The sequence below is a fragment of the Antarcticimicrobium luteum genome (assembly GCF_004358185.1).
GTDB lineage: Bacteria > Pseudomonadota > Alphaproteobacteria > Rhodobacterales > Rhodobacteraceae > Antarcticimicrobium > Antarcticimicrobium luteum.
Map to the genome: position 1 here is coordinate 180069 of NZ_SMUV01000072.1, position 22671 is coordinate 202739.

24 protein-coding genes and 1 tRNA gene are annotated in these 22671 nt (G+C 65.2%); 5 read left to right on the plus strand and 20 right to left on the minus strand.

Translation table 11 applies throughout. The features are described 5' to 3' along the window. Positions 1-61: 61 nt before the first annotated feature. The gene (locus E1832_RS17985; RefSeq protein ID WP_133361152.1) at positions 62-964 is read left to right on the plus strand and encodes an aminotransferase class IV; all 903 of its coding nucleotides are present in this window, start codon (positions 62-64) and stop codon (positions 962-964) included. 28 nt (positions 965-992) lie between these two features. Here E1832_RS17985 and phaR read toward each other — a convergent pair whose 3' ends face one another. The 4 genes from phaR to E1832_RS18005 form a co-directional block, all read right to left on the minus strand. Next, positions 993-1553 (minus strand): polyhydroxyalkanoate synthesis repressor PhaR, encoded by a 561-nt coding sequence (gene phaR, locus E1832_RS17990; RefSeq protein WP_133361153.1) that lies wholly within the window; start codon positions 1551-1553, stop codon positions 993-995. A 107-nt stretch (positions 1554-1660) separates the two neighbouring features. Then, a complete protein-coding gene (locus E1832_RS17995; RefSeq protein ID WP_133361154.1) occupies positions 1661-2122 on the minus strand; it encodes a phasin family protein in 462 nt (153 codons plus the stop codon). 223 nt (positions 2123-2345) lie between these two features. Further along, the gene (locus E1832_RS18000) at positions 2346-2789 is read right to left on the minus strand and encodes a phasin, PhaP (RefSeq protein ID WP_133361155.1); all 444 of its coding nucleotides are present in this window, start codon (positions 2787-2789) and stop codon (positions 2346-2348) included. Between the two features lie 131 nt (positions 2790-2920). Beyond that, positions 2921-4726 carry a PHA/PHB synthase family protein gene (locus tag E1832_RS18005; protein WP_133361156.1) on the minus strand — a complete coding sequence of 602 codons (1806 nt, stop codon included), beginning with the start codon at positions 4724-4726 and terminating at the stop codon, positions 2921-2923. A gap of 111 nt (positions 4727-4837) precedes the next feature. Here E1832_RS18005 and phaZ point away from each other — a divergent pair, with 111 nt between their 5' ends. Further along, positions 4838-6127, plus strand: coding sequence for a polyhydroxyalkanoate depolymerase (phaZ, locus tag E1832_RS18010; protein WP_133361157.1), 1290 nt, complete (start codon positions 4838-4840; stop codon positions 6125-6127). Between the two features lie 51 nt (positions 6128-6178). Here phaZ and E1832_RS18015 read toward each other — a convergent pair whose 3' ends face one another. From E1832_RS18015 to E1832_RS23145, 13 genes are all read right to left on the minus strand, one after another. Next, the gene (locus E1832_RS18015; protein WP_133361158.1) at positions 6179-6895 is read right to left on the minus strand and encodes an alpha/beta fold hydrolase; all 717 of its coding nucleotides are present in this window, start codon (positions 6893-6895) and stop codon (positions 6179-6181) included. A gap of 87 nt (positions 6896-6982) precedes the next feature. Further along, a complete protein-coding gene (locus tag E1832_RS18020; RefSeq protein ID WP_133361251.1) occupies positions 6983-7597 on the minus strand; it encodes a hypothetical protein in 615 nt (204 codons plus the stop codon). A gap of 23 nt (positions 7598-7620) precedes the next feature. Beyond that, entirely contained in the window at positions 7621-8544 is a 924-nt protein-coding gene (locus E1832_RS18025) for an alpha/beta hydrolase (RefSeq protein WP_245514037.1), read from the minus strand. Positions 8545-8618: 74 nt separating this feature from the next. Beyond that, on the minus strand, positions 8619-9362 hold the full coding sequence (locus tag E1832_RS18030; RefSeq protein WP_133361160.1) for an alpha/beta fold hydrolase: 744 nt from the start codon (positions 9360-9362) through the stop codon (positions 8619-8621). Positions 9363-9447: 85 nt separating this feature from the next. Further along, a complete protein-coding gene (locus E1832_RS18035; RefSeq protein WP_133361161.1) occupies positions 9448-10458 on the minus strand; it encodes an ABC transporter permease in 1011 nt (336 codons plus the stop codon). After that, the gene (locus E1832_RS18040; RefSeq protein ID WP_133361162.1) at positions 10455-11963 is read right to left on the minus strand and encodes a sugar ABC transporter ATP-binding protein; all 1509 of its coding nucleotides are present in this window, start codon (positions 11961-11963) and stop codon (positions 10455-10457) included. The genes E1832_RS18035 and E1832_RS18040 overlap by 4 nt, the downstream gene beginning before the upstream one ends. Positions 11964-12033: 70 nt before the next feature. Next, a complete protein-coding gene (torT, locus tag E1832_RS18045; RefSeq protein ID WP_133361163.1) occupies positions 12034-13107 on the minus strand; it encodes a TMAO reductase system periplasmic protein TorT in 1074 nt (357 codons plus the stop codon). Positions 13108-13177: 70 nt separating this feature from the next. Beyond that, positions 13178-14149, minus strand: a complete 972-nt coding sequence (locus tag E1832_RS18050; RefSeq protein WP_133361164.1) for a 5-oxoprolinase subunit C family protein — start codon at positions 14147-14149, stop codon at positions 13178-13180. Further along, a complete protein-coding gene (locus tag E1832_RS18055; RefSeq protein WP_133361165.1) occupies positions 14139-15014 on the minus strand; it encodes a 5-oxoprolinase subunit B family protein in 876 nt (291 codons plus the stop codon). Before E1832_RS18055 ends, E1832_RS18050 begins: the two co-directional genes overlap by 11 nt. Continuing rightward, positions 15011-16426, minus strand: coding sequence for an acetyl-CoA carboxylase biotin carboxylase subunit (locus tag E1832_RS18060; protein WP_133361166.1), 1416 nt, complete (start codon positions 16424-16426; stop codon positions 15011-15013). The genes E1832_RS18055 and E1832_RS18060 overlap by 4 nt, the downstream gene beginning before the upstream one ends. 2 nt (positions 16427-16428) lie before the next feature. After that, entirely contained in the window at positions 16429-16665 is a 237-nt protein-coding gene (locus E1832_RS18065) for an acetyl-CoA carboxylase (protein WP_133361167.1), read from the minus strand. Positions 16666-16691: 26 nt separating this feature from the next. After that, on the minus strand, positions 16692-17474 hold the full coding sequence (locus E1832_RS18070) for a 5-oxoprolinase subunit PxpA (RefSeq protein ID WP_133361168.1): 783 nt from the start codon (positions 17472-17474) through the stop codon (positions 16692-16694). Between the two features lie 36 nt (positions 17475-17510). Beyond that, positions 17511-17645: a hypothetical protein gene (locus E1832_RS23145; protein WP_280960210.1), complete on the minus strand. Its 135-nt coding sequence runs from the start codon at positions 17643-17645 to the stop codon at positions 17511-17513. Positions 17646-17694: 49 nt separating this feature from the next. Here E1832_RS23145 and E1832_RS18075 point away from each other — a divergent pair, with 49 nt between their 5' ends. Further along, the gene (locus tag E1832_RS18075) at positions 17695-18615 is read left to right on the plus strand and encodes a LysR family transcriptional regulator (RefSeq protein ID WP_245514038.1); all 921 of its coding nucleotides are present in this window, start codon (positions 17695-17697) and stop codon (positions 18613-18615) included. 14 nt (positions 18616-18629) lie between these two features. Here the strand turns inward: E1832_RS18075 and E1832_RS18080 are convergent, their stop codons facing one another. Continuing rightward, entirely contained in the window at positions 18630-19808 is a 1179-nt protein-coding gene (locus E1832_RS18080) for an MFS transporter (RefSeq protein WP_133361169.1), read from the minus strand. A 3-nt stretch (positions 19809-19811) separates the two neighbouring features. Further along, entirely contained in the window at positions 19812-20357 is a 546-nt protein-coding gene (locus E1832_RS18085) for a GNAT family N-acetyltransferase (RefSeq protein ID WP_133361170.1), read from the minus strand. 329 nt (positions 20358-20686) lie between these two features. On the opposite strand from E1832_RS18085, the gene purU reads away from it, so the two are divergent. After that, positions 20687-21571, plus strand: coding sequence for a formyltetrahydrofolate deformylase (gene purU / locus E1832_RS18090; RefSeq protein WP_133361171.1), 885 nt, complete (start codon positions 20687-20689; stop codon positions 21569-21571). A 193-nt stretch (positions 21572-21764) separates the two neighbouring features. On the opposite strand, the gene E1832_RS18095 is transcribed toward purU, so the two are convergent. Further along, a tRNA-Leu gene (locus E1832_RS18095) sits at positions 21765-21851 on the minus strand. A 137-nt stretch (positions 21852-21988) separates the two neighbouring features. Here E1832_RS18095 and E1832_RS18100 point away from each other — a divergent pair. Next, positions 21989-22657, plus strand: a complete 669-nt coding sequence (locus E1832_RS18100) for a DsbA family oxidoreductase (protein WP_133361172.1) — start codon at positions 21989-21991, stop codon at positions 22655-22657. Positions 22658-22671: the final 14 nt, after the last annotated feature.

Sequence of the window (22671 nt, forward strand, 5' to 3'; positions counted from 1 at the left end):
GCGCCATGGGGGCAATCGCTGCGGGCTTGCCAAACGCCCCGCTCCGGGCCACGCTGGCCACATGACCGATCTGAGCCAAGGCGCCGCCTGGATGGGTGGCCGCATCATCCCGATTTCCGAAGCCAGCATCGGCGTGACCGACTGGGGCCTCACCCATTCCGACATCGCCTATGACGTGGTCCCGGTCTGGGCCGGCGCGTTCTTCCGGCTGGAGGATTACCTCGACCGCTTCCTCGCCTCGGTCGCGGCGCAGCGGATGAACATCCTGATGGACCGGTCCGAGGTGCAGGGCGCGCTGCAGGCGATGGTCGGCGCCTCGGGACTGCGCGACGCTTACGTCGCCATGGTCGCCGCGCGCGGGCCGAACCCGGTGCCCGGCAGCCGCGATCCGCGCGACTGCCAGAACCATTTCTATGCCTGGTGCGTGCCCTATGTGCATATCGTCAAACCGGATCAGGCGGATCGCGGCACAACGGTCTGGATCGCCAAATCGGTGCGCCGCATCCCGCGGGACAGCGTCGATCCAAAGGTGAAGAATTACCACTGGGGCGATTTCACCTCGGGTCTCTACGAGGCCAAGGACCAGGAATTCGAGACCACCCTGCTGCTCGATCACGAGGGCAATGTGACCGAGGGGCCGGGGTTCAACGTCTTTGCGGTGTTCGGCAACCGGGTGGTGACATCGGATCACGGGGTGCTGCATGGGATCACCCGCCGCACCGTGCTGGAAATGGCCGCGGCGCAGGGTTTCGCAGTGGAAACCCGCCCATTGCCGCTGGAGGAACTCTGGGCCGCGGACGAGGTGTTCCTGTCCTCCTCCGGCGGCGGGGTGATCCCGGTCGCGCAGGTGGACGAGCGGCGCTTTTCCAACGGCGCCCCCGGGCCGGCGGCGCGGACGCTGCGGCAGACCTATTTCGAATGGCTGGAAGAGCCGCGCCTGCGCAGCCCGATCCGGTACGACTGAGCGACTATGACCAAGCGACCGGGGAGGCCTATTTCAACTTGGACAGTTTTTCCTGAAGCTCGGAAAGCTGCTTTTTGATCGCATCCAGATCCTCGCCGCCCTCGCGCGTCGCCGTGCCGGCGCCCTCGCGTTCCGGCCCCGACCAACCACCGCCGATCCCGCCGGTCATCGCCTTCAGAAACGCCTCTTGCTGCGCCTGCAACGCCTCGAACCCGGGCATGCTCGCCATCGGGTTCATGGCGTTCATGTTCTCCATCATCTTGGATTGGCTCTCGCGCAGCATCTCGAAACTGCTTTGCAGGAACTGCGGCATCATGCCCCCGCCGGGAACCATATAGCTGCGCACAAGATCGTTCAGCACATTGACCGGCAGCACATTTTCGCCCCGGCTTTCGTGTTCAGCGATGATCTGCAGCAGGTATTGCCGGGTCAGGTCGTCGCCCGTCTTCAGATCGACGATCTGGACCTCGCGCCCGCCACGGATGAAACCGGCGATGTCCTCCAGCGTGACGTAATCGCTGGTTTCGGTGTTATAGAGCCGCCGGCTGGCATAGCGCTTGATCAGCAGGGGTTTTTGCTCTTCGGCCACGTCTCGCCCTCCACACACGATGCGATGCAGCAAACACTATGCGAGCGCAGAACAAAAGGAAAGAGCGGGTCCGAAGACCCGCTCTTTGATCATTTTTCGACTGCGGCTTACTTGGCGCGGGCCGGCTTTTTGGCCGGTGCGGCCTTTTGTGCGGCGCCGGCCATCTCGCTGGCGGCCTTCTGCACGGCGGCCGAGGCCTCCTGGCCCATGTCCTTGCCGGCGGTGACCATGAGTTCGACCGTCTCCATCTGCACCTTCTTGGCAATCTCGGTAAAGGCGGCCATGTTCTCGGCGGCAACCTCGGCCGAGGCGGTGGCGAAATCGGTCATCGCCTTGGCATAGTCGGCCGGCTCTTCCTTGGCCTTGGAGACGTCGTTCATCTTGGCCAGGGTGTCCTGCGCCCATTGGGTCGAAAGCTCGGCGGACTTGCCGGCCGCTTCCAGCGCCACGCCGGAAAGCTTTTCACTGAGCGCGGCCGAGGTCTTGAACGCATCTTCCATGGCGGACATGTCCACCGGCAGGGCTTTCCACATGTCTTTCATCATCGCGGAGTAATCATTGTTGGTCATCTGTCTGATCCTTTGACTTGGGGGCTTGGGTGATCGCTCACCCTTTTGTCTTCTGTACAGAACATGAATGCTGCATCGCAGCATTTCAAGAGGATTATGCCGCAGTGCAGCATTTTTTTCAGGCAGGACCGCAAATCACAAAAAAGGGCAGGTCTTACGACCTGCCCTCACGCAATTGCACCGGTTGGGAGGAGAGGGGTGCAAAAGCTGAAATCTCTGCGCCTTACTTGGCGGCGGCCTTCTTGGCGGCGGAGGTCACCTCGTCGGTGGCCTTTTTCACTGCCTTGCTGGCATCTTCGGTGATGTCCTTGCCGGCTGCCATCAGCAGCTCGACGGTGTCCATCTGCACCTTTTTGGCCAGTTCGGCATAGGCCGACATGTTCTCGGCGGCGACTTCGGCGGCGGCGGATGCGAAATCGGTCAGCGCCTTGGCATAATCAGCCGGCTCTGCCTTGGCTTTCGACAGCTCGGCCAGCTTGGTCAGGGTGTCCTTGGTCCAGGCATTGGAGATTTCCGAGGATTTGCCGGCGGCTTCCAGCGCCACGCCGGACAGCTTCTCGTTCAGGGTCGCGGTGGACTTGAAGGCCCCTTCCATCGCGGAGGTATCCACGGGAAATGCGCCCATCGCATCCTTCATCATCGCGGTAAAATCTTGGGTATTTGCCATTGTCACAATCCTTGCGCGCTGTACGGGACAACCCCGTATTCCAGTTCAGCCAAGGACAATATGCATGCTGCGACGCAGCATTTCAAGAACAATCGCTGCACCGCAGAAAGATCGCTGATTTTCGAGTTGAATCAGACTTTTGGCTTGGCCACCACATAGGTGCCCGGCGCCGGCCCCAGGCTGGGATGCTCCGAATCACCGGGTTTGCGGGCCGGAACCTGCTTGCCCGACCGCTTGCCGAGCCAGGCCTCCCACCTTGGCCACCAGGACCCGTCGTTGAAGGTGGCCCCCTCCATCCAGCCGGCGGCGTCGGCGGTCAGATCGGGATTGGCGTAATGGCCGTATTTCTTCTTGGTCGGCGGATTGACGATCCCGGCGATATGCCCCGATTCCGACACGATGAAGGTCTTTGAACGCGACCCCATCTGCTGCACCCCGCGATAGCAGTCCTTCCAGGCGGCGATGTGATCTGTTTCGCAGGTGATCGACATCAGCGGCACGGTCACGTCGCGCACATGCAGCACCTCGCCCAGGATCTTGATGCCGTCCTCGCAGAACGCGTTGCGCTGGCACAACTCGCGCAGATACTGCACCGCCATCCGGCCCGGCAGGTTCGTGCTGTCGCCGTTCCAGTAGAGAAGGTCAAAGGCCGGCGGCGCCTCGCCCAGCATGTAGCTGCGCACCGCCGGCGCATAGACCAGATCGTTGGATCGCAGGAACGAAAACGTCCGCGTCAGGATGTAAGAGCGCAGGATGCCCTGCTCGGCCACCTCGGCCTCGATCGCGTCGATGAAATCATCCTGAAGAAAGGGGGTGAACTCCCCCTGATCCGAGAAATCGGTGAGCGCGGTGAAGAACGTCGCCGATTTCACCGATTTGTCGCCCCGCTTCTTCATCAGGGCCAGCGTCAGCGCCAGTGTGGTGCCGGCGATGCAATACCCCACCGCGTTGACCTGTTCGGTCCCGCAGATCGCCTTGACCTCGCGGATCGCGGTCAGAATGCCCTCTTCGATATAGTCCTCCATGCCGATCTCGGCATAGGACCTGTCGGGGTTCACCCAACTGACCACAAAGAGCGTATAGCCCTGCTCGGTAATCCATTTGATCAGGCTGTTCTGCGCCTTGAGATCAAGGACATAGAACTTGTTGATCCAGGGCGGGAACAGCACGATGGGGATCTCGTGCACAGTTTCGGTCGCCGGTTTGTACTGGATGATTTCCATCAATCGGTTGCGATAGACCACGTCGCCCGGACTGGTGGCGATATTGCCGCCCACCTCAAAGGCCTTTTCGTCGGCCAGCCGCACCACCAGCTCGCCGTCGTTGGCCTCGAGATCCGCGATCAGGTTCTCCAGCCCCTGCACCAGCGACTGCCCCTCGGTCTCCAGCGCGCGTTCCAGCGCGTCCGGGTTGGTCGCCAGATAGTTGGTCGGCGACATCATGTCGACGATCTGCTGGGCGAAATACTTCAGCCGCCGCTTCTCCTTGGCATCCATGCCCTCGACGCCGGCCACTGCCTGTTCGATCGCATCGGCGTTGATCAGGTACTGCTGTTTGACAAAATTGAAATAGGGGTGGCTGTCCCACAGCGGGTTGGAAAAGCGCCGGTCGCTCGGGCCGGGATCCTCGGGCGCGGCCAGTTTGCCCTGCGCCAGCGCCTGCTGCGCCTCGGCGAAATGCTTGACCGATTTGCCCCAGAATTCGATCTGGTGTTCGAGAAGTTTCGCGGGGTTCTGCAGCGCGCCGGTCCAATAGGCGGTCGCCGCCTTGGCAAACAGTTCCTGATCGGGGGCGTTCAGGGCGGGATTGTGCGAGGTCTTGTGCGACATGACCTCCATCAGCCGCTTCGACAGCGACTCGACCTTCCTCAGATTCTCGTTCAACCGGTCCAGATGCTCACCCGGCGCAGCGCCTCCACCATCCTCACTAGTTGTCATTTTAACGAATCCCCCCTACTCTTTCTGCTATGCAGAATACCGTCGCAGCGTTCGGGAGGCAAAGCGACGTTTGATCCAAGTTGTGTTGGTCGCAAACATTAGGAGACCCGAATGCGCTATATGATGACATACGACCTGATGGAGTCCGCCCGGAATGCCAACCAGTGGCTGGGTGCGACGGCCCAGTCGTTTGCCTCCTACCCCGGTTTCAGCATGGTTCCGAACCCGGTTTTCAACTGGATGGCGGCCTGGGGCAAGGTGACCGAGCGGACCTTTCAGAGGATGGTGGTCAAGCCCGACTGGGGTATCCGCACCGTCACCTGCGAGGATGGCAAGGATCATGTGGTCGAGGTTCAGACGGTTGTCGAAAAGCCTTTCGGCGATCTGATCTACTTCAAGGTGCCCGGCCGGGACATCCAGCCGCGCAAGGTTCTGCTGGTGGCGCCGATGTCGGGCCACTACGCGACGCTGCTGCGCTCCACCGTGGCCAGCCTGCTGCCCGATTGCGAACTCTACGTGACCGACTGGCACAACGCGCGTGACATCCCAGTGTCCGCCGGCAAGTTCGATGTCGAGGATTATACCCTCTACCTCGTTGACTTCATGCGCCATCTCGGGCCCGACACCCATGTGATCGCGGTCTGCCAGCCGGCGCCGCTGACGCTGGCCGCCACTGCCTATCTGGCCGAACAGGATCCCAAGGCGCAGCCGCTGTCGCTGACCCTGATCGGCGGCCCGATCGACCCCGACGCAACCCCGACCGAGGTGACCGATTTCGGCCGCCGGGTGACCATGGGCCAGCTGGAGGAAACCGCAATCCAGCGCGTCGGCTTCAGCTATCCGGGCGTCGGGCGGCTGGTCTATCCGGGTCTGCTGCAACTGGCCTCCTTCATGTCGATGAACTCGGACCGCCATTCCGAGGCATTCTCGGGCCAGATCCAGCGCGAGATGCGCGGCGAGGCCGGCGATCACGACGCCCACAACCGGTTCTACGACGAGTATCTTGCGGTGATGGACATGACCGCCGAATTCTACCTGTCGACGGTTGAGCGGATCTTCAAGAACGGCGAGATCGCCAAGAACCAGTTCGTGGTCGATGGCCACAAGGTCGATATCGGCAAGATCACCAATGTGGCGGTCAAGACGGTCGAGGGCGCCAACGACGACATCTCGGCCCCCGGCCAGTGCATTGCCGCGCTCGCCCTGTGCACCGGCCTTCCCGACAGCATGAAAGCCAGCCATGTGGAACCCGGCGCCGGCCACTATGGCATCTTCGCCGGGCGCTCCTGGCGCGACAACATCCGGCCGCTGGTGATCGAATTCATGAACACCAACAGCACCAAGCCGGTACAGAAACGCAAACCTGCCCGCATCGCCAACACCAACGCCGCGGCGCGCTGAGATCGCGGCGCGGGGTGGCTTTGGTCCGCCCCGCACGCGTCCGGCGTCCGCTCAGTCCCCGGCGCTGGCCCGGGGCATGGCCAGCCATCCGCGCAAGGCCGCCAGCGTCGCCTCCGGCGCCTCCAGCGGCGGCAGGTGGCCGGCCTCTTCGATCACCGTCAGTTCGGCCGCGGGCATCAGCTCGGCCATGAAGCTGTGGCGCTTGACCGGCGTCAGCCGGTCGTGGGCGCCGCACAGGATCAGCGTCGGCGCCTTGCATTTGCGCAGGGTGCTCTGCTGGTCGCGCCGGCGCTGCAACGCCCGGTTCTGGCGCACGAAAACATCCGGACCCAGATCGGCCGCCATGGCATAAACCATGTTCAGAACCGCCATCCGTCCCGGCCCAGGTGCCAGATAATCCGGCTTCATCGCCTGCCGCATCACCTCGTCCAGCCGCCCGGCCCGTACGCCGACGATCATCGGCTCGCGCGCGGCGGCCTCGGGCGGCGTCTCGGCCAGCGGGTTGGTGTCCATCAGGCACAGGCGCGCCACCCGGTCGGGTACCCGGCGCAGGATTTCCATCGCCACGATGCCGCCCATGCTGAGCCCGGCCAGCGCGAAACGTTGCGGCAGCTGGTCGATGATGTTCGAGGCGATCTCCTCGATCCGCTCGCCCCGGGTGATCGGCGCCACCATGACCGCGCGCTCGCGGCTCAGGACGTTGATTTGCGGCTCGAAAATCCGTGCATCGCACATCATTCCGGGCAACAGGACCAGCGCTTCGGTCATCGGAATTCCTTTGCTGCATCACCGGCCCCGGCGGGCCCTGCCGACACAATGCGGGTTTGCCGCGCCCCCGGCAAGCGGTTGCCGGCCTCAGGGAAAGACGACGCCGCGGAAGGGCGGGAAATCACCATAGCGCGCGCGGCGCTGCGCCGTCGCCTCGCCCGGATCGGCACCGGCGGCCAGCAAGGTGCCGCGCGGGGCGATATAGCTGCCGATGCGCCGCTGCGGACGCGGCCTCCAGGCGATGTTGAAGGCGCAGAGGTTCGGAAAGAACCAGACCTCGGAAAACGGGATATGGTCGTACAGCCACCAGGCCAGATCGCGCCAGTCGCGTCCCTGCGCATAGCGCTGGGCGAACCATGGGATCGCCACGCTGGCCCCGGCCACCCGGTCGGCGCCGCGGCCGCGATCCCAGATGTGGCACTCCAGCGGGTTGTCGTTTGCGGCGCAGTTGAGCCGGTTTTCATTGCCGAACCGGTTCAGCGCGGCCGAGCGATAGCCCGAGCGGATGGCGACCCGGCCAAAGGTCTCCTCCAGCGGATCGAGCAGGGTCTCGCACAGCGCCCGCCCCGTCTCGATCGCCAGATCGGGATCGTCGGGCAGGTTCGGAATGTGGTGAAAATTGCCGATCTCGGAATAGAGGAAATCGCGGAAATAGAAGTGCTTGGAAAGCCTTACCCGCCCAAGCTCTTCCAGCCCGCGCATGCTGCCCGGTCGCCGTCGCACCGCTAGCGCATCCCCTGGGCGCGCAGCCAGTCCACCATCGCCAGCGCCGCCGCGTCGGTCTGTCCCGGCGACAGGATATCGCCGGCGATCACATGGGCGTTCGGATCGTCGCCCTTGTCCATCCGCACCGCCTGCACCCGCGCATCGCCGCCCCAGCCTGCGGCGATCCTGCGGCTGATATCGGGGCGCACCGTGCGGTCGTCGTCCGACAGCCAGAACAGCGCCGGCACCCCGACCCGGGCGAAATCCAGCCGCGCCACCCTGCGCACCAGCGCCGCCATCGGCATCAGCGCCACGGTGGGATAGGCGGTGGTCCAATACACCGCCTGGTCCGGGTTCTGCGGCGTGTAACCGTGCTCGCGCCCGGCCCCAAGCGGCAGCCAGTAGCGCGCGCCGGGCAGGGTCAACAACACGGACGCCGGATCGTGAATGCCGAAATTCGGCGACACGAAGACCACCGCCCCGACGCCCTCCGACATCTCGGGATCCAGCAGCGCCGCCGCGGTCAGCGTCGCCCCGGTCGAGGTGGCGATCACCGCCACCCGGTCCCCCACCGCGCGGGCGGCGGCCAGCCCCTCGGCCAGATCCGCCATCCAGTCGCCGACGCCGGCCTCGGCCATGGCGGCGGCGCCGCGGCCGTGGCCCCGCAGCCGGGTATAGACCAGGTTCGCGCCCAGCGCCTGCGCCACAAGGTCGGGCACCGGGCGGATCTCTTCCGAGGTGGCCGAAAACCCGTGCACATAAAGGATCGAGACCGGCGTGCGCCGTTCCTCGAACCCCGGCTGCCAGATCACCCGTTTCTCGACGCCCGGCGTGATGTCGTCGAACCGCGCCTCAGCCCGCGCCAAATAGGCGCCGACCCCGCCGCTCAGCCGCGCCGGATCGAAATCGGCGCTGAGCGGCACCGGCTCATAGGGGCCGAGCATCCAGAGCAGGAGGGCAATTGCACCGAGGGGAAACGCCCCCCGTCCGAACCGCTTACCAAACACACGCATCCAACCTACCCCAGAACCTCCGCAATCGCCGCCTCGATCAGCCCCAGGCAGGGACCGTCGGAAAACCGGTGATCGGCATCCTTGACCAGCGTCAGCCGCATGTCGGGGCACTCCGCATGGTCCAGCAGGCGCAGCGCCGTCCCTGTCGAAACAGCGGTATCCGCCGTACCCTGAAGACAGCGCACAGGAAACGGCAGCCGCAGCGGATCGCGCAGAACCAGCTGGGTGCGGCCGTCCTCGATCATGCGTTTCGAGATGACATAGGGTTCCATGTAGTCGGAGTGTTTCTCGACAAAGCCCTCGCGGTCCAGCTGCGCCTTCTCCGCCTCGGTGAATGTGGCCCAATAGCCGTCCTCGGTGAAATCGGGGGCGGCGGCCACGGTGACCATACCCCCGATCCGCTCGGGGATCTCGCGCGCCATCAGCAGCGCCTGCCAGCCGCCCATGGACGAGCCGACCGGCACCACCGGCCCCTCGGTCAGCGCAGCGACCGCGGCCAGCGCATCCTCATGCCAGTCGCCGATGCAGCCCTCCTCGAAGGTGCCGCTGCTCTCTCCGTGACCGGAATAGTCGAACCGCAGATAGGCATGGCCGCGCGCTCTGGCCCAGGCCTCCAGATGCAACGCCTTGGTGCCCTCCATGTCCGATTTCAGCCCACCCAGGAACACGATCCAGGGGCCCTGCCCGTCGTTGCGATGATAGGCGAGGCGGCGCCCCTGCGGCGTCTCCAGAAATGTCGTTGCTGGCATGCGATCTCCTTCTGCGAAGGATCATGCCGCCAGCGGGGCCGGGCCGCAATGCCGGATTGCGCCCGCCCCCTGCGTGAGACCGGGCCTAGCGCCCGCTCATGATGATGCGATATCGCAACTGGTCAAAGATCACCGCCAGGATCAGCAGCGCCCCCAGCAGAACCATCTGCATGTACGAGCTGACCTGCGCCAGGTTCATGCCGTTCTGCACCAGCACGATGAAGAAGGCGCCCAGAACCACATTCTCCACCCGGCCGATGCCGCCGCGCAGCGACACACCGGCGATCACGCAGGCGGCGATGGATTCCAGCGCGATGGTGCCGCCGAGATTGGCCTCGCCGGATTCAACGCGGGCGGTCAGCAACAGCCCGGTCAGCGAGGCGATGAAGGCGCAGACCATATAGGCCAGCATCAGCGTCCGCTTGGTATTGATCGCCGACAGATGCGCCGCCTTGATATTGCCGCCCACCGCATAGATCTGGGTGCCCAGCCGGGTGCGCGACATGAACACCCACATCACCACGATGCAGACCATCGCGATCAGCACCGGGATCGGTATCCCCCACAGCCGCCCGAACCCGAAGGTATCGCCAAAGGCAAAGGGCAGGCCCGAGACCGGCACGCCGCCGGTCAGGAACAACGCCAGACCGGCCCCGACCGATGAGACGCCCAGCGTCATGATGAAGGGCGAGACGTCGAAATAGGCCACGCCGATGCCGTTGACGAGGCCGACCAGCAGCGCCGCGCCAAACCCCATGAAGGCCCCCAGCAGGACCGCCAGCCAGATCGCGTCGGGAAAGATCCCGGCAAAATAAACCATGGCCGAGGCCGAGACCACCGAGGTCAGCGCGATCGCGGTGCCCACCGACAGGTCGAACCCGCCCGAGATCAGCACCAGCATCTGTCCCATCGAAACCAGCACCAGATAGACTGACTGCCGCGCCACGTTGACCAGGTTCTGCCCGGTCAGGAACTTGGACGACAGCGCGGTAAAGATCACCAGCGCGCCGAGCAGGAAGAACGGCAGAACACCCACCTTGACAAACACGCGGGCGATCAGCTCGCCGGCCCCGGATTGCTTGCTTTGCTCGCTCATGCCTTGGCTCCGCTTTCATCGAAAAAATGTTTCAGGACCGTATCCTCGGTCATTTCCGTTCCGCTCAACTCGGCCGAGATATGGCCATGGGCCAGAACCAGCATCCGGTGCGACAGGTGCAGCACCTCGGGCAGGTCGGAGGAGATTACCACCACCGCCTTGCCGGCCTCGGCCAGTTGCTTGATCAGCAGGTAGAGCGCGGCGCGCGTGCCCATGTCGACGCCCACCGTCGGCTCGTCAAAGACATAGATGTCGGCCTCCTGCCCGAAGCATTTGCCGAACAGCACCTTCTGCTGATTGCCCCCCGACAGCTGCGAGACGAGCTTTGCCCGATACCCTTCGTGCAGCTCGACACGATCGGCAATCCGGGCGCTTTGCTCGCGGACCGCCTTCCAGTTGATGAAGCCCATCCGGGACACGCCGGTTCCGCCCATCACTAGGTTCAGCGCCAGATTGTCGTTCGAGGTCTTGGCCAGATCCAGCCCCTCCGCCTTGCGGTCGGGCGACAGATAGTGAAGCCCGGCCCGCAGAATTTGCCGCGTCGGCGCATGGGTGATGTCCTGCCCCTTCAGGGTGACGGTCCCGCCCTGCCGCGGCGCGACCCCCATCAGCGCCCGGAACAGGCGCGACTTGCCCGAGCCCACGAGGCCAGCGATGCCCAGAACCTCGCCCGCGCGGATGTCCAGATCGGCGCCGTTGACGCCCGGGGTCTTCACCCCCCTGGCCGTCAGCAGAACCTCGCCCGGATTGCAGGCGATGGTCGGATAGATCTCGGAAATGGCCCGGCCGGTCATCATCTCGACCAGCGCGCCCTCATCGGTCTCATCCATCGCGACGGTGCCGATCCTGGCGCCGTCGCGCAGAACGGTGACCCGGTCGGCGATGCGCTGAAACTCCTGGATGCGGTGGGAGATATAGACGATGCCGACGCCGCGTTCCTTCAACGCGGCGATGAAGCCGAACAGGTGATCGACTTCGCGGTCCGTGAGTGATGCCGTTGGCTCGTCCAGAATGAGCACCGAAAGATCGCCGTGAAACGCCTTGGTGATCTCGACCATCTGCTGCTGCGCGCGCGACAGCGACGCGGTGATGGCGGTGGGGTCGATGGGGAAATCCAGCTCCTCGAACATCTCGCGGGCGCGGCGGCGCATGGCGCGATGATCGACAAAGGGACCGCGCATCGGTTCCCACCCCAGAAAAATGTTCTCGGCCACGGTCAGGGTCGGGATCAGGGAGAATTCCTGAAACACCGTATAGATGCCCTTGGCCTGCGCATCGGCGACCGATCCGAAATGCACCGGCGCGCCGTTGAGGATGATCTCGCCGTCGCTGGGGCTGTTGGCGCCCGCCAGCATCGAGATCAGGGTCGATTTGCCCGCCCCGTTCTCGCCGAACAGCACATGGACCTCACCCTTGTTCAGGTCGAAATCCACGCCGTCGAGCGCCAGAACGCCGGGATAGCGCTTGGTCAGGCCGCGCGTTTCCACCAGCTTGGTTGCTTGCATATCCGCCTCCGGGAGGATTGCGGGCCGGACGGCTCTCGCCCGGCCCGCGTTGCCAGTTCAGCCTGCGGTCTTACTCGACCGAGAACACCGGCTTGTACCCGTCCGGCGGCAGGATGTTTTCACGCGGAGTGTCGGCGATGTTCGACGGATCGACGACGAAGATCTTCGGCCCCACATGCTTGATATACTCCTTGCCCTCGAGGATGCGCACCGCCTGATCCATCGCGATCCGGCCTTGAACGACCATCGAATCCGCCGGCGCCGCCAGGATGAAGCCGCGCTGGATGCCGGTGTAGACGCCCGGCGTCATGTAGAAGGCCAGCAGATCGACCTTGCCCTGAAGCCCGCGCTCGCGGATCAGGCCCTGTGCCGCCTCTGCCGTCACCGCAGTACCGGCCAGATAGCGCACGTCGGGGTTGGCCTGCAGCACGTCCTCGACCAGCTTCAGCTGAGCTTCCTTGCCGGTGTCGCCGAACCGCGGCTCCAGCACCTCGACGGCCGAGCCCTTGACGGCCTCCATGAAGCCCGCATGCGCGGCCTCGACCCAGCCGGCGCCCGCCGGTCCGGGGAACCAGCCGACCTTGACCGGCTCGGATCCGGCGGGGTGCTTCTCGGCCAGATACTTGCCGGTCTCAAAGCCCATGGTCTTGAACGAGACCAGCGACTTGGCGGCCAGATCGGGCGAGGACATGCCGTTGATCACGTCGATCACCGGGATTCCCTTGGCGGCCACTTCGGAGACTACGTTGTTCAGCCCCTCGTAAGAGATCGCGCCGATCACCACCGCGTCGGCACCGCTGGACACGCAATCCTCGATCTGGCCGATCTGCTTGTTCAGCTCGGTATACCCGCCGGCCTCGACCAGGTTCATCTTGACACCCAGACGCTTGGCCTCGTCGGCGACGCCATAGTCAACGCCCAGCCAATAAGCATCCTTCATATGCGGGAAGGAGACGCAGATGTTCCACGGCTTTTCCGCCTTTTCCAGCGGGGTATAGGTGACGGCCGATGTCTTGCCGTCGGCCGAAAAGGCCGGAGTGACCTCTTCTGCGGGATAGGGATACCAGGCATCCGCCGCGAAAACACTCGCGGGGAGTGCGGTCGCAAGCGCGAGCGCGCCGGCGAGCTTGAGGGTAAGATTCATCGTTCTGACCTCCTTGTCAGTTACTTCAGTTCAATGCGGCAAGCCGCGGTTGTGGTTTCGTTTCAGACTCTTAGACGAGCTCTTTTCGGATCTTCTCCAACATGGCCCTGCGGTCGGCGCGCGCCTGCAACGCCTCGTCCATCTCGACCCGGACGAATTTGACCGGCGTGTTGGGCTGCAACTGCCCGATCAGGTCCATATCCGCCGAGATCACCGCGCCCAGGGTGAAATAGCCGCCGCCCGACACCGCGTCGCGGTGCAGCACGATCGGCTCGGTGCCGCCCGGCACCTGGATCGAGCCGTAGGAATAGCAGCCGTCGACGATGTTCGACGGATCCGCCCCGGCGCCAAAGGGCTGTTCGCGCTCGACGAATTCCATCGGCTGACCGCCGCGGAAGCGATAGCCCATGCGGTCGGCCTCCGGCGCCACCGTCCAGGTGTCGCTGAAGAAGTTCTCGCCCGATTTCTCGGTCAGCCGGTACCAGTAGAGCCCGGTCAGCACCCGCAGTTCGGCGGGAGAGCCGGGACCGCGGCGCAGATCGGCGGGCACGCTGCGCCCCTCATCCACCAGCGGAGCCGCGCCGACGGGCAGCTCGTCGCCCTCGGCGATATTGCGGCCGTGAAAGCCGCCCAGCGCCCCGATCGGATAGGTCGAGCGGCTGCCAAGCGCCGGCTCGGTGGCGATGCCGCCGGAGACGGCGATATAGATCCGCGCGCCACCTGACAGAAAACCGAAGCTGAGGGTCTGGCCGGCCTTGACGGTGAAGCTGGTCCAGCCGTCCCGCGCCTCGCCATCCACCATGATCGGCATCGAACCGCCGGTGACGGCAACGCTGACATCGGCGGTAAAGGTGATCTCCGGCCCCATGAACACGGCCTCTAGACAGGCCGCATCCTCGGGGTTGCCGACCAGCATGTTCGCCGCGCGCAGCGCCAGGCGGTCCATCGCGCCGCCTTCGGGGATACCAAGGTGGAAATAGCCGGGGCGGCCCAGATCCTGGATCGAGGTGGCAAGCCCGGGTTTGACAATCTTAAGCGTCATTGAGTGCCTCCATCAGCTTGGCGTTGAAACCGGTCATATCGGCGTTGAAGGCATCCAGATCGAACTCGACCTCGGCGATGCGGGGGGTATAGGCGCCCTGCTCCACCTCTTCGAGGATGCGATCATACTCCGCGCGGTCGATGGGTTTCCATTTCACGATGTCGCCCGGTTTGAAGAACACCATGAAGTCCTTGAGGTACGAGACTTCCTGCTCCGGGTCGAAGATCGGCATCGGCGTGACGCCGAACATCTGGTAACCGCCGGCGCCGCGCACCGAGTAGATGCAGGAGAAACAGCCGCCGTAGCCCACCGTCTGTTTCGGGGTGTCGGTGCGCGGGCTGAGGTATTTCGGCACCTGCAGCTGTTTCTCGCGCTCGACCAGTTGGTACAGGAACGGCAGACCTGCGACGAAACCAACCATCGAGACGAACCATGGCTGCGAATGGAAGGCCTCGATAAAGGCCGCGACACTGTCATAGCCATTGATGCGCGCGGCGTAATCCAGATCGGAACCGCTGGGATCCTGATGCCGTTCGCGGAACCGCATCAGCGTTTCATGCGTCCAGGGATCCTGGAAATAGACCGGGATCTCGACGATCCGGGTCGACAGGCGCTTTTCGGCGGTCTCCGCCTTGTGCTCCAGTTCCTTGATCCGGGCCATCATCGCGTCGGGCGCGATCACATCGGGGTCGAAACGCACCTCGAAAGAGGCGTTGGCGGGGCAGATCTCGGTCACGCCGGGAATATTGGCCTCGCGCACCGCCTTGCTCATCGACAGCGAGATAAAGAACGCGTCAAGCGACATCTCCTCATCCACCTCGACGTAGATATGTTCGTCGCCGCCGTATGAATATCGTGTTTTCACGACGCACCTCCTGTTGTTGCGGTTTCCAGCGCGCCGGCCGGTGTTGCCGCCGCTGCGGTCAGGTTTCCGGCCGCGAGCCAGGGCTCGAGCCATTGGGTGTGAAATCTGCCCGCCTGAACATCCTTGTCGGCGGCCAGCGCCACATGCAGCGGCACGGTGGTCTTCAACCCCTCAAGGTTGAGGCCCTTGAGCGCCTCGGCCAGCCTGGCGATCGCCTGTTCCCGCGTCGGGGCATGAACGATCAGCTTGCCCAGAAGCGAGTCGTAGAACGGCGGAATCTGATAGCCCTCGTAAAGGAAATGGTCGAAGCGGATGCCCTCGCCCTCGGGGATGGTCATCGCGCCGACCTTTCCGGGCCAGGGCATGAACTGCATATGCGGGTCTTCGGCGTTGATCCGCACCTCGATGGCATGGCCGTTGCGGGTGATCTCGGCCTGCGTCATGCTCAGTTTTTCGCCGCCGCAGACCCGGATCATCTCCTGCACCAGATCGATACCGGTGATCATCTCCGACACCGGGTGTTCCACCTGGATGCGGGTGTTCATCTCGATGAAATAGAACTCGTTGCGGGCCTCGTCATAAAGGTATTCCAGCGTGCCGGCGCCGCGATAGTTCACCGATTTCGCCAGCGCCACGGCCGAGGCGCAGAGCGCGTCGCGCGTCGCCTCGTCGAGACAGGCGGCGCCTGCCTCTTCCCAGACCTTCTGGCGGCGACGCTGCAGCGAGCATTCTCGCTCGAAGACATGCACAGCCGTCTCGCCGTCGCCGAGGATCTGCACCTCGATATGGCGGGGGCTTTGCACCGCGCGCTCCAGATAGAGGCCGCCGTCGCCGAAAGCCGCCTGCGCCTCCTGCTGCGCCTGCGGCGCAAGGGTGCGCAGCTCCGCCTCATCCGCGGCGATGCGGATACCGCGCCCGCCGCCGCCTGCGGCGGCCTTGATCATCACCGGGTAGCCGACCTGTTCGGCCACCTCGGCGGCCTCGTCCACGGTACCGATCCGCCCCTTGGAGCCGGGCACCACCGGCACGCCGGCCGCCTCTGCGGCCTGCCGCGCGGCGACCTTGTCGCCCATCCGCTCGATGGTGTCCGCAGTCGGGCCGACATAGGCGATGCCGGCGGCCTCCAGCGCGCGGGCGAACTCCGGACTTTCCGACAGAAAGCCGTACCCCGGATGCACCGCGTCGGCCCTGCTGTCACGCGCCGCCGCAACCACCTTTTCGATGTCGAGATAGGAGTCTCTGGCCGGCGCCGGCCCGATGCTGACCGCCTCATCGGCGAGCCTGACCGCCAACATCTCGGTGTCGCCCTCGGAATAGGCCTGGATGGTGTGAATCCCCAGCGCCTTGGCGGCCCGGATGATCCGCACCGCGATCTCTCCGCGGTTGGCGATGAACAGTCGTCCGATGCCCATCGTCAGTCGCCCAGTTCCGCCAGCACCGCGCCGGCCGTCACCGGTGCCTCGTTCCCGGCGACATAGCCGGCAAAGGTGCCCGCCGCCTCTGCCTTGACCTCGATAAAGGTCTTCATCACCTCGATCAGCCCGATCACGTCGCCGACCGCGACCGCGTCGCCCTCGGCCTTGTAGGGGGCCGCATCCGGCGACGGCTTGTGATAGAAGGTTCCGGGCAGCGGGGATTGGATCTGTGCCATCATTTCTCTCCTGTGGGGCCTCTCGTTCAGGCCAGGTTTTCCAGTACGGTCGCGGCGGGTGCGATGGTGATGCCGTTCTCGATCAGCGTGGCGCGGATCGCCTTGCCGTTCTCCAGCGCGCCGGGGGTGTCGGAATGGAAGCAGATCGATTCGAACTCGATCTCGATATCCTTGCCGGTCACGGTCCGAACAACGCCCTGCTGGCAGGCGCGCAGGCATTTTTCCGCGATTGCCTGCGGATCGGGCCGCGCCACCTTGCGGGCGAACACGATCGAACCGCTTTCGTCATAGTCGCGGTCGGCGAAAAACTCGCGCACCGCCGGCTGGCCCATCCGTTTGGCCGCCTCATAGGTCTTGGACATGCCCATGCAGAATATGATCGCCTCGCCGCAGGTCTTGCGCAGCATGTCGATCATCAGCCGCGACAGCTCCTCGTTGACGGCGGCCTCCATGTAGAGCGCGCCATGCGGCTTCACATGCTGCAGCGGGATGCCGTGGCGGCGGCCGAACTCGCGGATCGCGCCGATCTGATAAACGATGTCATTGACCAGCTCTTCGGAATTGGTGCGGATATACCGCCGGCCGAACCCCTGCAGATCGTTGTACCCCGGATGTGCCCCCAGCCCGACGCCGTGCTGCTGGGCCAGCTTGACCACCCGGTCCATCGAGTTGGGATCGCCCGCATGAAATCCTGCCGCGATGTTGGCTGAGCTGATCAGCGCCATCAGCTCCTCGTCTGCCGCCTCCCCCAGGGTCCAATGGCCAAAGCCTTCGCCCATGTCACAATTCAGATCGATAATGCCACGCATGTTCCGCCTCAGTTGCTGTTGCGGCCATCTTCCCTTTCAAACCCGCATCATGTAAATTTCTAAAAACTGCGCGTGCATTTTCTGATTTTCCGATACGCCAATACCGGAGTGCGTGAACCACATCGCTGAAAACAAAGGATAATCGGAATTCATCGGGGCGAAAGGATCCATGGTATCGAAAATCCTGATACTCCGATTATGAAAATTCGGATAAAGCTCGATGATCAACCTTCGCCACCTGAAATACTTCGTCGCCACCGCGGAAACGGGTCAGGTCAGCCGCGCCGCCACCGTGCTGTCGATCTCGCAATCCTCGGTCACCGGCGCGATCCGCGATCTCGAGGCCGAACTGGGGGCCGAACTGTTCCAGCGCTCCGCCCATGGGATGGAGATGACTGAGGCGGGGCGCGAATTCCTCGGCTCGGCCCGCGAAATCCTGCAAAAGCTGGAAGAGGCGACCAAACTCACCCGCCAGCATTCCGCCGTCACCGGGGTGATCTCGCTCGCCGCGACCTACACGGTGATCGGCTATTTCCTGCCCTATCACCTGGACCGGCTGGCGAATCTCTATCCCGGGCTGGAGATCCGCCTGTCGGAACTCAACCGCGAGAGCATCGAAGAGGGGCTGTTGTCCAACCGGTTCGAAATCGCTGTGGTGCTGACCTCGAACATCACCAACCCCGAGCTTGAGAGCGAAACCCTGCTGCGCTCCACCCGCCGGCTGTGGGTACCCAACAACCATCCGTTTCAGCGCCGCGGCAAGGCCAGCTTCGAAGACATCGCGGAAGAGGATTACATCATGCTCACGGTGGACGAGGCAGCCCATACCACCATGAAATACTGGAGCATGACCAGCCTTCAGCCCCGGGTCCGGCTGCGCACCTCATCGGTCGAGGCGGTGCGCTCCATGGTCGCCAACGGCCAGGGGGTGACCATGCTCTCCGACATGGTCTATCGGCCCTGGTCGCTCGAGGGCAAACGCATCGGCACGGTGACGACCGACCGCGAGATTCCCTCGATGGATGTCGGCCTCGCCTGGCGGCGGGGGGCCGAATTCTCGCGCCCGGTCTCGGCCCTGCTGGACTATTTCAGGCAATGCTACGCGCTGCCGCAAACGCCGTTCTCGCTGGGGCGCGGCTAACACCGGCTGATCGCTCACACCCCCTCGCCCACCAGCGGCTCCGGCCCGATCCGGGCCCAAAGTGTCCAGGCGCAGCCCAGCACGGTCAGCGCCAGCCCCAGGCTGAGGGCGGTGGCGGCGCGCGGGCCGGCCTGTTCGATCACCCAGGCATAGACCAGCGGCGCGGCGGCGGCGGAAAAGAACGACGGCGCGATCAGCCGCCCTGAAATCACCGCGTAGCGCGCCACCGGGAACAACACCAGCGGCTGGGTGCCCCGCACCACGGTCAGCAGCCCGTTGCCCGCCCCATAACCCAGCACGAAGACCACCGCGACCGCCCCGGCGCCCCCCACGCCCAGCCCGGCCAGCATCCCCGCCGACAGCACCACCGCCGCCAGCACGCCCAGCGCCAGCGGGTCCATCCGATGACCGAACAGCACCTCGACCAGCCGGGCGCTGGATTGCGCGATCCCCGGCAGCGTCGACAGCGCCACCGCCCCGGCGACGCTCAGACCCAGGCCCGAGAGCATCCCGATCAGATGCGCCGAAAGCCCGGAGCTGAGGAAGGAGACCGCGGCGATCATCGCCGCGAAGAGCACTGCCGCAGAGAGGCGCACCGGCGCCGCCGCCGGCTGCATCGGGCCGGAGGCGGTCGGCACGGCGCGCCCCGGCGGAATCGCCCAGTAAAGCGGCACCATCACGAGCGCGATCCCGGCATAGGCGGTCAGCGCGCCGCGCCAGCCCATCCATTCGATCAGCACATGCCCCAGCGGCCAGAACACGGTCGAGGCCAGTCCGCCCAGCAGCGTCACCTGCGACACCGCCCGCCGCGCGCCGGCGCCGCCGGCGCGCACCAGCGCGGCAAAGGCGGCCTCGTAAAGGCACATCCGCATGCCCAGCCCCAGCACCAGCCAGGCCAGCGCGTAGAGCACCGCGCCCTGTGTCTGCGCCAGCATCCCGAACCCCAGCGCCAGCAGCACCGAGCCTGCCGCCAGCACCCCGCGCCCGCCCCAGGCATCGACCATCCGCCCCACCGGGCCGGAACTCAGCCCCATCACCACCAGCGCGCCGGACAACCCGCCATAGGTCCACGCCATCGACCAGCCCAGATCCGCGGCAATGGCCGGACCGAACACCCCCATCGCGTAAAACGAGATCCCCCAGTTAACCATCTGGGTCAGCCCCACGGCGGCAACGGTACGGACCCCCAGCATCGCTCAGCCCTCGAACGGCGCGCCGTCCCCCGGCCCCAGCGGAAGCTGCATCAGCACGGTGTCCAGCCAGCGGCCATGTTTCCAGCCCACCGCGCGCAGCACCCCCACATCGGCAAAGCCCAGCGCCCGGTGCAGCCCGATCGAGCCGTGATTGTCCGAATCCCCGATCACCGCCACCATCTGGCGGAACCCGGCCGCCTCGCACCGCGCGATCAGCTCGGCCAACAGGGCGCGCCCGACCCCTTTGCCCTGGCAGTCCTTGCGCACATAGACCGAGTTTTCCACTGCGCCGCGATAAGCCGGACGCGGACGATAGGCCCCGGCATAGGCATAGCCCGCGACCGCCCCGCCGACGAGCGCCACCAGATAGGGATAGCCAGCCCCGCGCAACGCCTGCCAGCGCTCCGCCATCTCCTCCGGGCCTGGCGGGGTCAGCTCGAAACTGGCCGTGCCGTTGCACACGGCCTCTGAATAAATCGCATGGACGCCCGCAATGTCTTCGGCGGCGCAGGCACGCAGGGTCAGATCGGTCTCGTTTGGGCGGGTCATTGGGATCTCCGGAACGGCGGCGGGGGACGGTCACACGCCGCCGCGGCAGCAAAAAATGCGCAGAACGCGCCGCCGATTGCAAGACGGCCGATGATCGCCCGGGGGACGCGCCCCAAGTCCCGGCCGCCTCCACGATCCATGGCAAAATTTCCGATCGTGGCCTCGCGGTCCCAATCCGGCGCATGGCGGACCGCCATCGCCCCCGGAACCCGGCGAAACCGCGCCAAGGCCGCTGGATCACCACCCGCCGCGCTGCCATAGACAGCGGACCCCCCGGGGCCGGGCCTGCACGTGTGCCCGCGCCCCCGACCTCCTGGACCGGATCACCGATGAGCACATACGCCCTTACCGTCTCCTGCCCCACCCAGCGCGGCATCGTCGCCGCGGTCGCCGGCTATCTGGCCGAGGCCGGCTGCAACATCCTCGACAGCCACCAGTTCGACGATCTTCAGACCGGCCGCTTCTTCATGCGCGTCAGCTTCGACAGCGAGGAGGGCCGGCCCCTCGATCAGCTGACCGCTGACTTTGCCCCGGTGGCAAAGCGGATGCAGATGGACTTTGACATCCACAACAGCTCCGAGCCGATGAAGGTGCTGCTGATGGTGTCCCGCTTTGGCCATTGCCTGAACGACCTGCTCTATCGCTGGCGCATCGGCGCGCTGCCCGTGGACATCGTCGGCGTCGTCTCCAATCACCTCGACTATCAGAAACTGGTGGTGAACCATGACATTCCCTTCCACCACATCAAGGTCACCAAAGAGACCAAGCCCGAGGCCGAGGCGCGGCTGCTGGCCGTGGTCGAGGACAGCGGCGCCGAACTGATCGTCCTGGCCCGCTACATGCAGGTTCTCTCCGACGCGCTGTGCCGCAGGATGTCCGGGCGGATCATCAACATCCACCATTCCTTCCTGCCCAGCTTCAAGGGCGCCAACCCCTACAGGCAGGCGTTCGAACGGGGGGTTAAACTGATCGGCGCGACAGCCCATTACGTCACCGCCGATCTCGACGAGGGGCCGATCATCGAGCAGGACACCGTGCGCGTCACCCACGCCCAGTCGCCGGCCGACTACGTGACGCTGGGCCGCGACGTCGAGGCGCAGGTGCTGGCCCGCGCGATCCACGCCCATATCCACCACCGCACCTTCATCAACGGCAACAAGACGGTGGTCTTCCCCGCCTCGCCCGGCTCCTACGCCAGCGAAAAGATGGGCTAGGAGCCGGGCGAGGCGGCCCCGACGCGGCAACGCCGGGCCACTGGCCCGGCGTCGGCATGAACCGGCGGAACACGGCCCGCCGCCGACCCGCATGACGGCGCCGGACGCCCCGGCAGCCGCACCGCCGCAGCCCCCGCGCGACAAGGCGCGGGACAGATCAACAGTTTTGAAAGGGAGGCACTCAGGCCCTCGATGGTGCGGTCGAGAAGACTCGAACTTCCACGGGTGTTACCCCACAGCGACCTCAACGCTGCGCGTCTACCAATTCCGCCACGACCGCACTATCGGGCTGGTGTCCGCGCGATATAGACGAGCACTTGGGCGATGTGAAGGGGCAAATCGCACCGATCCGGCATTGCGGGGATTTTCCCGCTCCCCACCCCGTGCTAGCCAGAAGGCGACAGTTCCGGAGCGCCCATGACCACCCCTTCTCCCCCTTCTGCCGCGCGCAGCATCCAGATCGACATCGTCTCCGACGTGGTCTGTCCCTGGTGCATTATCGGCTTTCTGCAATTGCGCCGCGCCCTGTCCAGGACCGGCCTGGCGGCGCGGCTGCGCTGGCATCCGTTCGAGCTCAACCCCGACATGCCGCCCGGGGGCGAGAACCTGCGCGCCCACATGATGCGCAAATACGGCGTCACCGCCGCCGACAGCCAGCGCGCGCGCGACAAGCTTGTCGCGCTGGGCAACGGGCTGGGGTTTTCCTTTGCCTTCACCGACGACAGCCGCATCGTCAACACCTTCGCCGCCCATCAGCTGCTCGACTGGGCCGAGGGGCAGGGCCGCCAGCACGATCTGAAACTGGCGCTGTTCCATGCCTATTTCGCCCGCGGCGAGGATGTCTCGGACCCCGCGGTGCTGGAACAGGCGGCGGTCACCGCCGGGCTCGACGGCGCCGCCGCGCGCGCCGCGCTGGCGCACGGCAGCCACGCCCCCGGTGTGCGCAGCAAACAGCAGCACTGGGCCGAGCGCGGCGTGCACGGGGTGCCCGCGATGATCTTCGACCAGACCTATCTGGTCACTGGCGCCCAGGGCGTCGACGGCTATGAGGCGCTGCTGAACCGGGTGGCGAAGAGACCGGGCTGACCCCGCGCCCGCAC